The organism is Candidatus Thioglobus sp. (assembly GCF_029243085.1).
Classification (GTDB): domain Bacteria; phylum Pseudomonadota; class Gammaproteobacteria; order PS1; family Pseudothioglobaceae; genus Thioglobus_A.
This window is the reverse complement of the sequence record NZ_JAQWSS010000036.1, coordinates 1-14,968: the sequence shown is the minus strand read 5'-3', so window position 1 is coordinate 14,968 and position 14,968 is coordinate 1. Positions and strand designations below refer to the sequence as shown.

Sequence of the window (14,968 nt, the reverse complement as noted above, 5' to 3'; positions counted from 1 at the left end):
AAATTGTATGTGAGGGTAAGCCTGAATTAAATACCTAACGTTGTGAAAAATGTATTCTGGTGTTGCTTTGATCTTTTTAGATTCTAACAATGCAATTAACCCGTTTCTAAACAGGGCATGGTCATCAATAATATATATCTTCATGTTTTGCTCTTCTTGAAATTCACCGTAATTCGAGTACCTTCATCTGGTTCAGACTCTATCTCAATGTTTGCGCCTGCTCTTTGTGCACGTTCGTTCATAATATTCATGCCAATATTATTCCCCAATACTTCGCTGGTATTTTGCTCTTTTACAAAGCCAACACCGTCATCTTCGATTAATAATTGGCAATATGGTTCGGCCGTTAATAAAATTCTAACGTTTCGCGCTTTGGCATGTTTGCGGATATTTGACAAAGCCTCTTGAGTAATTCGCATAATTTGCATTTCAATCTCAGGATCAACTTTAAATTTACCTTTTACCTGTAGGTAGGTTGCCACCCCCTCTTCTGCTTTAAACCGATTAACTAGATTTTTTAAAGATATTTCAATGCCTTTGGGGTCTAGTGGCACACGGAAATTACACATAAGTTCGCGTAACTCCTGGTTTGCCTGAGTAATATTAGTTTGCAGTGCGTCAATCTGATGATAGGCGTCCATTTGTTTAGCTTGCTTTAATGAATTACCTAATACGCTTACTTGTAACTTCAAGCTGTATATTGTTTGCGCTAAGGAATCATGAATTTCTTGTGATAAAAACAAACGTTCTTGCGATAACTCCATACGCTTTGTTTGCTTATCAAGTGCTGATTTATCTAATGCAATGGCAATATTATCAGCGATAGATTCCAATAGAGCACGCTCATCATATGCCAATGAAGGCTCTTTATCAAAAAACAGGTTAAAAATACCTAGCGTTTTCCCATGGTATCTTAAGGGTATAAAGATAGTCCCAACATCTGCTATCTTCCTTGACTTTTTACCGACACATCTTGCACAATTATGCACACTAAATTGCACGCCTGCTTCTTCGGCCATGGCTACTTCGCCACAGAAACAATCGCTACTTAATACTTGTATTTCTTGATCTTGTGTGTCGATAACACCTTCTTGAGCTACTAAGTGCAATTCACCATCACGGTCCAAGCTTCTAGCAGCGCCAGAACTCGCCCCCGTCATATTGACAAACATATTTAAAAAATATTCAAACAATTCTTCAGTTGAATGCACACGATTAAGTTTAGAAGAAACACTATATAGCGTTTCCAAAGAAGCTGATTTGTTACTAAGGCGCTGAATCTGTTTTTTTAGAATACCTTCCATGTCATCGTATAGATGATGGTTTTCGTCTATCAAATGATTAATTGCAATAGCTACCGGCTGGAATGTTGTTTTACGCTCCTCATCCAAGCGCATATTTTGATTGTATTTAAATCCTTCTATCCATTGTTGCAAATCAGAAAAGGGCAGTAAAAAATCCTTACGAATAGACAAATACAAGGCAACATAAATAAACACAAGCAAGATAGTCCACAAGATATCAATTGTGCTATGGGTTTTGTAGGCCAGTGTCACTTCGACAACTATAGCTGTTGACAGAAACACTATTAAAATAAAATATAAATAAAATTTATGCTTAATATTCATTATTTACCAATACAAAAAGACGAAAATATTTCACCCAATAAATCATCCGAGGAGAACTCTCCCGTAATACTTGCCATGGACTGGCTACTATGACGTAAATCCTCAGCCATTAATTCAATTGCTCCGCCATCTAATTGCATCAATGCGTTATCAATACTCACAAGCGACTCCTCAAGGGCAATAATATGACGCTTTCTAGCCAACACTACACCTTCAGCACTACTATCAAACCCAGCAATATCTGATAATTCTTGCCTAAGCAGATCAATTCCTTGGACATCTTTTGCACAAATAGATAATTGGATTTTACGATTAACCTTGGTCTTTCCTATTGTCTCATTCGTCAAATCAATTTTATTTTTAATGATTAATAGGTTTTTATATTTGATATCTTCGGGCAATAAGGAAAAGTCAGGTGCTTGATCTTGTGCATCGTAGACCATAAGTACAACATCTGCGTTAGCAATGGCATCCCGCGCCCTCTTAATACCTTCTTTCTCAACTACATCTTCGCTTTCATGCAGGCCTGCTGTATCAATAATATTAAGTGGCATACCATCAATATGAATCGTTTCACGCAACACATCTCTGGTCGTACCAGCAATATCGGTGACAATCGCACTAGAGCGCCGAGTGAGCGCATTTAATAAAGATGATTTACCGGCATTCGGTTTACCAGCAATGGCCACATTAAGACCTTCACGTAAAATAGCCCCTTGAGTCGCTGAATGTAAAATTTGCTCAATTTCAGCTTTAATAGCTTGTACCTTTTCTTTAACTTGTTCAGATTGCAAAAAATCAATTTCTTCATCAGAAAAGTCAATGGTTGCTTCAACAAAAATACGCAAATCAATAATCGATCGAGTTAACGCGTTCACTTGTTTTGAGAAAACGCCTGTTAGCGATCTAAGTGCCGAGCGCGAGGCTTGTTCTGAACTTGCATCAATGATATCTGCTACTGCTTCTGCTTGCACCAAATCCATTTTTCCATTTAGAAAAGCACGCTTAGAAAACTCTCCTGGTTCGGCCGCTTGTGCGCCCAATGCAATGGCAGATTCTAGTAATGAGCGCATAACGCTAATGCCACCATGGCCTTGAAATTCAAGCACATCTTCGCCAGTAAATGAATTCGGTCCAGGAAAAAATAGCGCAATACCCTGGTCAACTTCTATTGTGTCTTGGTCAAAAAAAGAACCATAATGCGCATAGCGTGGCTTAGGCACAAAACCTAACATTTTCTTAGCGATGCTCTGACTAAGCGGCCCCGAAACGCGTACAACGCCAATGCCGCCCTTACCAATACTACTAGCCAATGCGCAAATGGTTGATTCTGTATTACTCATAATTAAATTTGGCTAAAGTATTGCGATAAGTATTCATCAAAGCTTATAGTATCAGACTCTTCAACTTCTCGTTGACGTTTGCATGATTCTTGCGCTTGTTTGTTTAAATAATCGAAATGAGTTTGATTAATTTCGTTCGACAAATGCTCTCGACGATGTTGCTTGGCAAATGTATTGATATCATCGAAAAATCCCTGATTTTTATTTCTCATTCTGGCAAGGGATAGAGCAGATGGTGTTAATTCAGGATTATTAAAACGCCTGCAAATATCGCTCACTTCTGAGACATACCCTTTGCCAAACAAACCCGCACATAGCTGCAACTCTGCCGTGATATTTTTACCCAATTCAACAATGGAAACTTCTTTCGATTGGCACTTGAGCTTTAGATTTGGCTTACGTCCTTCATGCGCTACTAATTGATCATTAATATCGATCTCGAATTGCTCTCGAGTGGAGATAGCAGGTGACTCTTTTAATAGGCAAAATAATAAAAAAACCTCTAAAAAATGAATTTGCTGTTCGTCAATACCCATTGATAATGACGGATTAATATCTAAAGACCTTAGCTCGATATAAGCAATACCATTATCACTTAAACTATCTAAGGGTTTTTTACCTGATTCAACTAAAGGTTTTGGACGTACAGAAGCATAATACTCATTTTCAATCTGCAAAATATTAGAGTTGAGCTGCTGATACTCGCCATTTTTTTTAATACCAATTTGTTCGTGTTCGCTACAACTTGTAGACATTCCAGCCTTAAGCGAATGTACATAATGATCTAAAGAGTTATAGTTTGCCTTAACTCCAGCCTCATCTTCTCTTAAATTCTGATAACCAATATCACCCATGCGCAATGAGGTTGCATAAGGCTCAAATAAAGTGGACTCATTGAATTCAACCAATGTATGCTGATGATAACCTTTTAAAAAGGACTTGCACACTGCCGGAGAGGCGCCAAACAAATACGGGATTATCCAACCGTAACGCACCACATTACGAGTCAATCCCATATAAGCCTCATCATGACTTTGATTTAACAATGACAACTGACAAAATTGATCCATGAACTCTTGAGAAAATGAATAATTAAAATGTATGCCAGCAATGGTTTGCATGACACTACCATAGCGATTGGCCAGACCTTGACGATACACTGTTTTCATCTTGCCGCGATTACTTGGACCATATTGAGCAATAGGGATATAGGTTTCACCACGAATGACACAAGGCATACTTGCTGGCCAAAAGTTCTGGTCCTTGGGCAAATGTTGATATAGATAATGTTGAGTATCTTGCAAAAAATTAAGCACCGATTGAGCGTCAGACAAAGGCGGTGTAACCAATTCAAGCAATGACTCTGAAAAATCAGTTGTAATATTAGGGTGCGTCAAGGCGCAGCCCAACGTTTGGGGGTGAGGTGCTTGTGATAAGCCACCTTTTCTAGAAATGCGCAAACCCTCTTTTTCAATGCCAATCAAATTGCCTGCCAATAATTTTGCATGAGGCTTAAGTAATTGAATTTTTTGCTCTATATTCAAAAGGCTTACGAATTAAAATAAGGTCTATTTTACCATTAGCTTACACAATGAAGACAATCAAGGCAGTTGTTGGTGTTTTATACAACGATAAACAACAAATTCTTATTGCCAAACGTCAATCACATCAATTTATGGGTGGATTTTGGGAGTTACCTGGCGGAAAAATCGAAGCTCGAGAGTCAAATCAAGAGGCGCTTGTTAGAGAACTTAAAGAAGAATTGGGTGTTATGGCAACTAAATTAACCCTACACCAAACCATGGTGCATGAATACCCTCAGCGTCGAGTCGAATTATACATTTACACTATCGAACAATACCAAAACGTACCACAAGGTGTGGAAGGCCAGGAGCTAGCTTGGAGTGATATTGATACACTGTCAAGTTTTAATCTTTTGCCCACCATGAAAGCCTTTATCGACTCAATTACGCTGCCAAAAAAATACTGGATAACCCCCTCTAGCAATCATCAAACAGAGAGTTGGATGGCTAAGTTTGATGAAAAAATGACTCAAGATATTAGCCTTGTTCAACTTCGTAGTAAAAGTACGCTAGATATCGACTTTATTGCTGAAATTAACCGCAAATGTAAACAACATAACGTTAAACTTTTACTAAATACTATTAATAAGTCGTTTGACGAATCCTATTGCGACGGTTGGCATATGACAACCAATGAAATGCTTGCTTTAGAACGCAGACCTTGTGCGCAAGACAAATTACTAGGCGCATCTACCCATAGCCTTGATGAAGCACTAAAGGCCCAAGATTTGGGTGTGGATTTTGTTGTAATTTCTCCAGTCCAAGCAACAAAAACACACCCTGACACTCTTCCAATTGGCTGGCACACAGCGCAAGAAGTCGCAAGCAAGCTTAATATTCCTGTGTATTTTTTAGGCGGTATGAGTCTAGATGATTTAGACAAGGCGCTTGAGATTGGAGCCCAAGGTATTGCTGGTGTTGGTGCTTTTTAGTCTAAGCTCTAGCCACAACCAATACATCACAAGATTTAACGCCAGATTTTAATACTGTCTTTGCCAACTCATTTAAACTAGCGCCTGTCGTCATAACGTCATCAACTAAAAGCACCTTGTTGTAGGTCATGGGTTTTGCGCTAAATGCATTCTTAATTTCAGTCTTTCGCTCCTGTAAATCTAATGTAGAAAGCGCTCTTGTTGCTTTAGTACGCTCAACACTGGTCTGATCTACTACCACATTAGTTTTCTTGGCAATAACTCTTAATAATTCATGGGTTTGGTTGTAACCCCTTTCACGCAACCTCTGTGGACTTAATGGCAGCGGTATAATGGCATCATACTCACCTTGATCAGCCACAAGCATTTGGTATTTATCATAAAATTTATGGGCGAAAAAATCTCCAACACAAAGCTGTTGGTCAAATTTAAAACGTTTAATTAAATTAGCGCAGTAACCCGAATAATCGTATAGTGTGTAGGCTTTAGCAAATAATGGCGCATGGGCCAAACAAGACCCGCAAAAATGCAAACCTGAGTTTAATTCGGTAGCACAGGAGTGGCATCGATGAGCATTAACTTGAAGGCTTTTCTCACACGACTCACACACACAAAAGACTGAATACTCAGCGCACAATACACAAGATTGCTTAGGGATTAATGGCGCTAGCCTCGTGTAAAGACCCATGTGGCTGCATCAGACATATCTTCTCTAAAACGATAATCTTCCATTGTAAAGGCTTTCAAATCTTGCGGATTAGTCAATTGGTTCTTAACCATAAATTGAACCATTAACCCTCGAGCACGCTTAGCGTAAATGCCAATAATTTTATATTTATCTCCCTTAAATTCTTTAAAAACTATATTGATAATCTTGGCTTTTAAAGATGCTTGATCAATCCCCTTAAAGTACTCATTAGAAGCAAGATTAATAATCACTTCTGATTCATCTTCATTTAACACTTTAGAAATTTTATCGCCCCAAAATTCATACAAATTTTTACCCTTAGGAGTTTTTAGCTTGGTACCCATTTCAAGACGATACGGCGCAATTAAATCTAATGGACGAACAACACCATACAAGCCTGAGAGCATACGCAGATTATCTTGTGCAAATATCAAATCCTGCTTAGATAGATTCGGCGCATCAATCCCGTTATAAACATCACCTTTAAATGCTAATAACGCCTGTTTGGCATTTTCAAAATTAAGTGGTACTGAAAACGACTGAAATCTATCGTAATTCAATTTGGACAACTTTTCACTGATTGACATTAGTTGAGACAGTTCACCTTGGCTCTTCTTTTTCAGAATGTCCACTAAAAACTCTGACTCACTCAATTGACGAGTCAGTGTATGCTCCCGTATATCTGGTGTGGAAAAATTCTGAGTTTTAGAAGGAGATATGACCGCTAACATTTAACAAACTTTATTAAAAATAATAAACAAATATTCTACCTTATTATGTCAAGCTAATACACTCTGACACTAGGTTATTTCAAGACGAATAGGCGGACCTTTTAGGATATAATTAAGAGATTTTTTCTGATTTTTATTTTGTAAATTTTACGCATATGAAAAACCAATTATTACACTTACCGAAAGCTCATGGACTATACTCACCTAACAACGAGAAAGAAAACTGTGGCGTCGGCTTTATCGCCCATGTAAAGGGTCAGTCCTCTCATAAGATTACACTTGATGCTTTGGAAATGTTAAGTCGAATGGATCACCGTGGCGGTTGTGGTTGTGAGTCTAATACAGGCGATGGCGCTGGTATTTTAACCAATATTCCACACGATTTCTTTGCAGCTGAAATTAGCACACTATTTAACACAACAGTTTCTCAGGGTGAATATGCTGTCGGTAACGTCTTCTTTCCACAAGATGATACACAGCGTGCACATTGCATGAAGCTTATGGAACAAGCAGTCAACAATGAAGGTCAAACTTTTATTGGCTGGAGAGATGTTCCTGTTGATACACAAAAAGCCGATGTAGGTAATATCGCTAGAGAATCTCAGCCAGTTATGAAGCAACTCATCGTAAGCAAGGCTGACGGCATTGATACGCAAGCCTTTGAACGCGCCCTATTCGTCATTAGAAAACAGACATCTCACACTATTCGCACAGATGAGTCTTTGTCAGAGGCAATGTTATTCTATGTTTGCAGTCTATCAACCACTATTATCATCTACAAAGGTATGTTAATGGGCTCTCAAGTGCTTGATTTTTATTCAGATTTATCAAATCCAGAATATGCAACTTATCTAGCAATGGTCCACTCAAGGTTCTCAACTAACACCTTCCCGTCATGGGATCGTGCACAGCCATGTCGTTACATGTCTCACAATGGTGAGATCAATACTCGTCAGGGTAATTATAATTGGATGCGTGCCCGTGAAGGTGCCTTAGAAAGTGAGCTATTTTCGAATAACCTTGAGAAAACTCTGCCAGTAATTGAGACTGAAGTATCCGACTCAGGTAGCTTTGACAACGTACTAGAATTCTTAATGATGAATGGTCGTACCTTGCAAGAAGCGGTGCTAATGATGGTGCCTGAGGCCTGGCAGAATGACAATAACATGAGTAATGAGAAGAAAGCATTCTACGAATACTTCTCTAATGTGATGGAGCCGTGGGATGGTCCTGCTTCAATTGCCTTTACTGATGGCCACTATATTGGGGCAGTGCTAGATCGCAACGGTCTGCGCCCTTCACGTTACTACTTAACCCATGATGATCGTGTCATTATGGCTTCTGAAGTGGGTGTGGTTGACGTGGAAACAGACAATGTCAAAACCAAAGGCAGGCTACGACCAGGAAAAATGTTTCTAGTTGATTTTGACAAAGGTGAACTAGTAGATGATGAGGCGATTAAGGCAGAATTTGCAGCTAAGAATCCATACCAAGAATGGTTAGATGCTCAACAAATACACTTATCGGAGCTTAGTTGCGAACAAGAAGCTCATGGCTTTCATCCAGACAGTCTGATTCATCGCTTAAAAGCATTCGGCTACAGTACGGAAACCTTGCAGTTTATGCTATTACCATTGGTGAATGAACTACGTGATCCTGTAGGCTCTATGGGTAACGACTCAGCATTAGCATGTTTATCTGATCAATCCCGTATTATTTATGATTACTTTAAACAATTATTTGCCCAAGTAACTAATCCAGCAATTGATTCAATTCGTGAAGAAGTGGTAATGTCACTACGTTGTTCGATTGGCCCTGAAGGTAATTTACTTGCTAACAATCCAGAAAATGCACATCGTTTGGTGATTGAGCACCCAATCTTAACCAACGAAGAAACTGCAGCTCTTAGACATTGCAATCATCGTGGTTGGACTAGCAAAACGATCGACATTACTTACGATGTTGATAAGAATAGAAACGTGTCTGATTTGCTTGATGATATTTGTGCACAAGGCTCACAAGCAATTAAAGATGGACATAGTTTAATTATCCTATCAGATCGTAATATTGGCACAAATCGTGTCGCAATCTCTAGTCTTTTAGCCTCATCAGCACTACACCGCTACTTAGTGGCTAGCTCTGAAAGAACTCAAGTTGGTATTATTGTTGAAACTGGTGAAGCGCGTGAAGTGCATCATTTCTGCCTGATGACCGGATTTGGCGCTGATGCCATTAATCCATACTTAGCATTTGAAGCATTATGGCAGGCTCGTCGTGACAAGATGATCGACATTGAAAGTGACAAGGCTATTATTGCTGCTTATCGTAAAGGTGTAGCCAAAGGCATGCTTAAAGTGATGGCCAAAATGGGTATTTCAACGCTAGAGTCATACAAGGGAGCACAAATTTTTGAAGCGGTTGGTCTTGCGCCGGAAGTCATGGAGAAATGTTTCTTCGAAACCGCCTCTCGTATTGATGGTGTTAACTTTGCTATTTTACAAGCAGAAAGCGAAAAGCGCCATCAACACGCCTATAACACTAAGACTCTAGACAATCTTGGGCATTACCACTGGCGTAGTGGCGGTGAAAAACACATGTGGGACCCTAAAACTATTTCTAATCTGCAACTCGCAGCTAGAAACAATGATGAGAAGGCATACTGGGAATTTGCAGATCATGCTAATCAAGAAGGTACGCGTAACTCAACTCTGCGTGGACTAATGTCATTCAAAAAAGGTAATTCTATTTCAATTGATGACGTAGAACCTGCGCAAGAAATTGTTAAGCGCTTTGCCACAGGTGCCATGAGTTTCGGTTCAATTTCTGCAGAATCGCATGAGTCGTTAGCCATTGCTATGAATCGTTTAGGTGGTAAATCAAATACTGGCGAAGGTGGTGAGGATGCTAAGCGTTGGACGCCAGATGCAAATGGAGACTCACGTCGTAGTGCTATCAAGCAAGTTGCATCAGGCCGTTTCGGTGTCACTATTGACTACCTAAACAACGCAGACGAAATTCAAATTAAAGTGTCACAAGGCGCCAAACCAGGTGAAGGTGGCGAATTACCAGGCTCTAAAGTAGACGAAGGCATTGCGGCCATTCGTCATTCAACACCAGGTGTTGGTCTAATTTCACCCCCACCTCATCATGATATTTACTCAATTGAGGATTTATCACAATTGATTTTTGACTTAAAACGCTCTAATCCAGAAGCACGTATTAGTGTGAAATTAGTAGCAGAAGTGGGTGTAGGAACCATTGCAGCTGGCGTAACCAAAGCAAAATCAGACCATATCGTTATTGCTGGTCATGATGGTGGAACTGGCGCATCGCCACTAACCTCCATTAAGCATGCTGGCTTACCTTGGGAATTAGGCTTGGCAGAAACACATCAAACACTAGTCATGAATGATTTACGCTCACGCGTGGTTATTCAAACTGATGGACAATTAAAGACTGGTCGTGATGTTGCCATTGGTGTATTGCTTGGTGCAGAAGAATTTGGATTCTCAACCGCACCACTAATTACCATGGGTTGCATTATGATGCGTAAGTGTCATTTAAATACTTGTCCGGTCGGCATCGCAACACAAGACAAGGAGTTGCGCAAAAAGTTTACGGGTAAGCCAGAACATGTTGTGAATTACTTGTTTATGGTAGCTCAAGAATTACGCCTAATCATGGCAGACCTTGGCTTTAAAACGGTTAATGAGATGATTGGTCGTGTAGACATGCTAGAAATGAATAAAGCAATTGAACATTGGAAGCAAGGCACTATTAATTTAGATGCATTACTAACACCAGCTCAAAAGCCGAATGCTGATACAGGTACATACCAAACCATAGCCCAGGACCATCAATTAGAGTTGCAATTAGATAATGTTTTATTTGAGCAATCTAAATCAGTTATTGACGGCGATCAGTCTGTAAAAATTGAAAGCAAAATAACAAACGTAGATCGTGCTGTTGGTGCAATGTTATCTTCACGACTAGTTAAAGCACGTGGTGGAAACACGCTGGCTGACGATAGTGTTCATGTTAAATTTAACGGCTCAGCTGGTCAATCATTAGGTGCATTTACTGCCAAAGGTATTACTCTTGAAGTAGAAGGTGATGCTAATGATTACGTTGGAAAAGGCTTGTCTGGTGGTAAGGTAATTGTCTACCCACCAAAAAACTCAAGCTTTAATGCAGAAGAAGAAATTATTGCTGGTAACGTTTGTGGCTATGGCGCCACAGGTGGCGAGATATACTTATCAGGCTGCGTTTCAGAAAGATTCTGTGTTCGAAATTCAGGTGTTATGGCTGTCGTTGAGGGTATTGGCGATCATGGTTGTGAATACATGACTGGTGGTCGAGTAACTGTTCTTGGTGAAGTGGGGCGTAACTTTGGAGCAGGTATGAGTGGTGGTATTGCTTATATCTATAATCCAAACAACACTTTTAAAGACATGGTTAATCCGATTATGATTGACTTAGATCCAATGGATGACGAAGCTCAAGCTGAGCTTAAGACTTTTATCACTAATCATGCTCAGTTCACTGGCTCTAACGTAGCGCAACGTATCCTGGAAAATTGGAACGATGAGATAAAACACTTTATTAAGGTGATGCCAAAAGACTTTAAACGAGTCCTGGCCGAAAACGCTAAGAAATAAAGTTAAACAAAAAAAGGTTGCAACTAGCAACCTTTTTTTATGAGAAGAATTCAGACTAGATAGGTACAGCATCAATGACGTCTGCTGCTTCATCAATAACCTCATCAATTCCCTCTCCCACAATCGGAACAATAGAAATAACTGCACCACCCACACGCATTGGCACAGTCACCACCTTAGTTAATACGCAACTTGACAACAATAAGGCTGATAAAAATAGTATTGAAAATTTAAACACGGTTATTTTCTATCCAAAATAGTGAAGTGATAAGTGTGTTTATTCTTTTCGTCAGGTTGGTGTGACTCTCTAAAACTTTCTGAAAAATCAGCTCGATTAAATACTGGAAAATAGGCATCACCCTCATGAGTGCCTTCAATCTGGGTAATGTAAAGACGGTCAACACTGGGTAGCATTTGCTCGTAAAAGGATGCGCCACCCATAACCATCACTTCGTCATCATGGCGAGCCAATTCAAGTGCTTGATCAATACTGCTAACCACTTCGCAACCTTCAGCACGAAAATCAGCGTTACGACTAACGATAACATTTCGACGACTCGGCAAGGGTCTACCAATAGACTCATAGGTTTTTCTTCCCATGAGCACTGTTTTTCCTGTGGTTGTCCTTTTAAAATAACCCAAATCAGCAGGCAAATGCCACGGCAAGGCATTATCTTGACCAATGAGTTGGTTGTCGTCCATTGCAACGATGATGGATAAGCGCATGAAAAAGCCTCAAATAACGTAAAATGAATTCTATTTTACAAACACTGGTAACATTCGTGTCATTAATTCTCGCCTCTTCTTCGCCCTTTCGTCAGGAACTACTCAATAAATTAGGACTGGCATTTTCTACCCACTCCCCTGATGTAGATGAATCAAGAAACTCAGGAGAGTCTCCTAAACAATTGGTATACCGTTTGGCGCAAGATAAGGCTAAAGAAGTGGCAAAATTGCATCAAGGCTTAATTATTGCTTCCGATCAAGTGGCAACACTACAAGATGGCCAAGGCGCCAATGATCAAGTATTAGGCAAGCCCCATACGCATGAAAATGCCATTAAACAACTTAGTGAATGTTCTGGAAAAACCGTTACTTTTGTCACAAGTTTGTGTCTTTTGAATACAACTAACGGCAATATACAAACTATCGTTGAAACATTTAAGGTGGTTTTTAGACAGCTTAAATCTGAACAAATTGACAATTACTTAAAGAAAGAGCAGCCTTATAATTGTGCAGGTAGCTTTAAGTCTGAAGGTCTTGGTATTAGTTTGTTCAGTGCCCTAGAGGGTAAAGATCCCAACACGTTAATCGGACTACCTTTAATTCAACTAATTCAATTACTAGAAAACGAAGGGATTGATATCCTCAGTTCTGATATTTAAGCACATGGCATATCTATACCCTGATGAGGCGCCCGCTTCAAACTCAGGTAGAAAAACTTACTGGGGCTCCTTATATGGCAGTGCCGATGCATTGGCGTTAATTGAATACGTCCAACAACAACCGCAAGTGATTTTACTGATTGCGGATGACATCACCCACCTCGACAATCTCTACAATTCGCTTAATTTTTACAACAATGAGTTAGATATCTTGACCTTCGACAATTGGGAGGTGTTGCCTTACGATCAATTCTCTCCACATCCAGATATTACTTCAAATCGCTTGAGCACCCTTTCTCGGTTAAGAGACCTCAAACAGGGTATTGTAATTACTACGCTAGAAACGCTTTTTTCACATCTATGTCCTATTGAATTTAGCGAGCAATATAGCTTTAACATAAAATCAGGCGATCAATTAGAACTTAATAATTTTAGTGAAAAATTATTAAAAATTGGCTACAACCGTGTGACAACAGTCATGGAACATGGTGAGTTTAACATCCGTGGCTCATTAATTGATTTATACCCAATGGGTGCCAAATCACCTTATCGATTAGACTTGTTTGATCAAGAAATTGAAACCATACGAACCTTTGACACATCCACTCAGCGTAGTGATGCTCAGGTTAATGAAATCGCTTTATTGCCAGCACGTGAATTTGCAACTGACGAATCCAGTATTGAGCTATTCAAACGTAATTACGATCAAGCCTTTACCAAACAAGGTTTTATTTATACAGAAATTAGCGAAGGGCGATTGCCAGGTGGCATTGAATTTTATCTGCCACTATTTTTTGAATCAACCAATACGTTATTTGACTATCTACCTAAAACAATCACGATTGCAACTTCAAGTAGCTTTAGTAAATTGGTTGACAGTGCGCATAGCAACATTCAATCACGTTACGATCATGCCAAACTGGATCTTGATCGCCCACCACTCGACATCAACCAGGTTTTCTTAAGTAAAGAGCAGCTCTTTTCAGCCATCAAAAAACAGCCACAACTTGTTATTGGTAGCTCAAAACTGGAAGATAAAAATGGCAATGTTAATTTTCAGACGAAATTATTACCCCCATTGCGCATTGAGCCACAGGCAAAAAACCCATTAGCCAAATTATCAGGGTTTATCTCTCGTTTGGATCAAAGAGTGTTAATTGTTTGCCAGTCTCAGGGTAGGCAGAGTATTTTAGAAGAGCTACTTAGCAATCACAATTTAAATGCGCAAGCAATATCCAATTGGCAACAGTTTTTACAAGGTGAAAAACTACTTAATATCACCAACCAACCGCTGCCACAAGGACTACTCAGTAATGATATTGCCATTATTACCGAAGAGAACTTATTTGGTCAAGAAGTTGTACAACAGCAAAGACGTCGACGGGCAAAACATAAAGACTTTGATGAAGCAATTAAAAGTCTAGTAGAGATCAAACAAGGCGATCCCATTGTTCATGAGAATTATGGTGTTGGTCGCTATTTAGGTTTAAAAACTCAAACCTATGATGGCCAATCTCAAGACTTTCTACAACTGGAGTATGCTGGTGGTGCCAAACTCATGGTGCCAATGACTTCGCTTAATCTCATTTCGCGTTATTCAGGCGCCTCTACTGACAACGCACCCCTGCATAAGCTAGGAACTCCACAATGGAGTAAAGCCAAAAAGAAAGCGGGTGAAGCCTTGCATGATGTGGCAGCAGAGCTGCTTGAAATCTATGCTAAAAGAGAATCTCAATCAGGTTTTTCTTTTCCAGAACCAAACGATGCTTACTCTTCTTTTGTTGCTAACTTTCCTTTTGAAGAAACCCCTGATCAATTAAAAACCATGGGTGAGGTGTTAGCAGATATGCGTTCCAACAAGCCAATGGATCGTTTAGTTTGTGGCGATGTTGGTTTTGGAAAAACTGAAATCGCTATGCGCGCTGCATTTTTGGCGGTTGAAGCAGGTAAACAAGTCGCTATTTTGGTGCCAACCACACTACTGGCCAAGCAGCATCATCAATCTTTTGTCGATCGGTTT

General features: G+C 39.6%; 11 protein-coding genes. 4 read left to right on the top strand and 7 right to left on the bottom strand.

Annotation, left to right across the window (positions count from 1 at the left end; translation table 11 throughout):
• Positions 1–140 precede the first annotated feature (140 nt).
• From P8M52_RS01980 to gshA, 3 genes are read right to left on the bottom strand one after another with little or no spacing between them, the layout of a single operon-like run.
• Complete coding sequence (locus tag P8M52_RS01980; RefSeq protein ID WP_300306578.1) at positions 141–1,586, bottom strand: ATP-binding protein; 1,446 nt, start codon at positions 1,584–1,586, stop codon at positions 141–143.
• Positions 1,587–1,627: 41 nt separating this feature from the next.
• Positions 1,628–2,971 (bottom strand): tRNA uridine-5-carboxymethylaminomethyl(34) synthesis GTPase MnmE, encoded by a 1,344-nt coding sequence (mnmE, locus tag P8M52_RS01975; protein WP_300306575.1) that lies wholly within the window; start codon positions 2,969–2,971, stop codon positions 1,628–1,630.
• 2 nt (positions 2,972–2,973) lie between these two features.
• Positions 2,974–4,515, bottom strand: a complete 1,542-nt coding sequence (gene gshA / locus P8M52_RS01970) for a glutamate--cysteine ligase (protein ID WP_300306572.1) — start codon at positions 4,513–4,515, stop codon at positions 2,974–2,976.
• Between the two features lie 47 nt (positions 4,516–4,562).
• Between gshA and P8M52_RS01965 the strand changes: the two genes are divergently transcribed.
• Entirely contained in the window at positions 4,563–5,486 is a 924-nt protein-coding gene (locus tag P8M52_RS01965) for a Nudix family hydrolase (protein WP_300306569.1), read from the top strand.
• A 1-nt stretch (position 5,487) separates the two neighbouring features.
• Here the strand turns inward: P8M52_RS01965 and P8M52_RS01960 are convergent, their stop codons facing one another.
• The gene (locus P8M52_RS01960) at positions 5,488–6,174 is read right to left on the bottom strand and encodes a ComF family protein (RefSeq protein ID WP_300306566.1); all 687 of its coding nucleotides are present in this window, start codon (positions 6,172–6,174) and stop codon (positions 5,488–5,490) included.
• Positions 6,153–6,905 carry a peroxide stress protein YaaA gene (gene yaaA, locus P8M52_RS01955; RefSeq protein WP_300306563.1) on the bottom strand — a complete coding sequence of 251 codons (753 nt, stop codon included), beginning with the start codon at positions 6,903–6,905 and terminating at the stop codon, positions 6,153–6,155. The genes P8M52_RS01960 and yaaA overlap by 22 nt, the downstream gene beginning before the upstream one ends.
• 155 nt (positions 6,906–7,060) lie before the next feature.
• Between yaaA and gltB the strand changes: the two genes are divergently transcribed.
• Positions 7,061–11,563 (top strand): glutamate synthase large subunit, encoded by a 4,503-nt coding sequence (gene gltB, locus P8M52_RS01950; protein ID WP_300306560.1) that lies wholly within the window; start codon positions 7,061–7,063, stop codon positions 11,561–11,563.
• A 55-nt stretch (positions 11,564–11,618) separates the two neighbouring features.
• On the opposite strand, the gene P8M52_RS01945 is transcribed toward gltB, so the two are convergent.
• Together P8M52_RS01945 and folA are read right to left on the bottom strand one after the other, a co-directional pair.
• A complete protein-coding gene (locus P8M52_RS01945; protein WP_300306557.1) occupies positions 11,619–11,801 on the bottom strand; it encodes a DUF6726 family protein in 183 nt (60 codons plus the stop codon).
• Between the two features lie 2 nt (positions 11,802–11,803).
• On the bottom strand, positions 11,804–12,289 hold the full coding sequence (folA, locus tag P8M52_RS01940; protein ID WP_300306554.1) for a type 3 dihydrofolate reductase: 486 nt from the start codon (positions 12,287–12,289) through the stop codon (positions 11,804–11,806).
• A gap of 56 nt (positions 12,290–12,345) precedes the next feature.
• Between folA and P8M52_RS01935 the strand changes: the two genes are divergently transcribed.
• Positions 12,346–12,948, top strand: coding sequence for a nucleoside triphosphate pyrophosphatase (locus tag P8M52_RS01935; RefSeq protein ID WP_300306551.1), 603 nt, complete (start codon positions 12,346–12,348; stop codon positions 12,946–12,948).
• Between the two features lie 4 nt (positions 12,949–12,952).
• Positions 12,953–14,968: CarD family transcriptional regulator (locus P8M52_RS01930; protein ID WP_300306548.1), on the top strand; the 2,016-nt coding region annotated here is incomplete at its 3' end.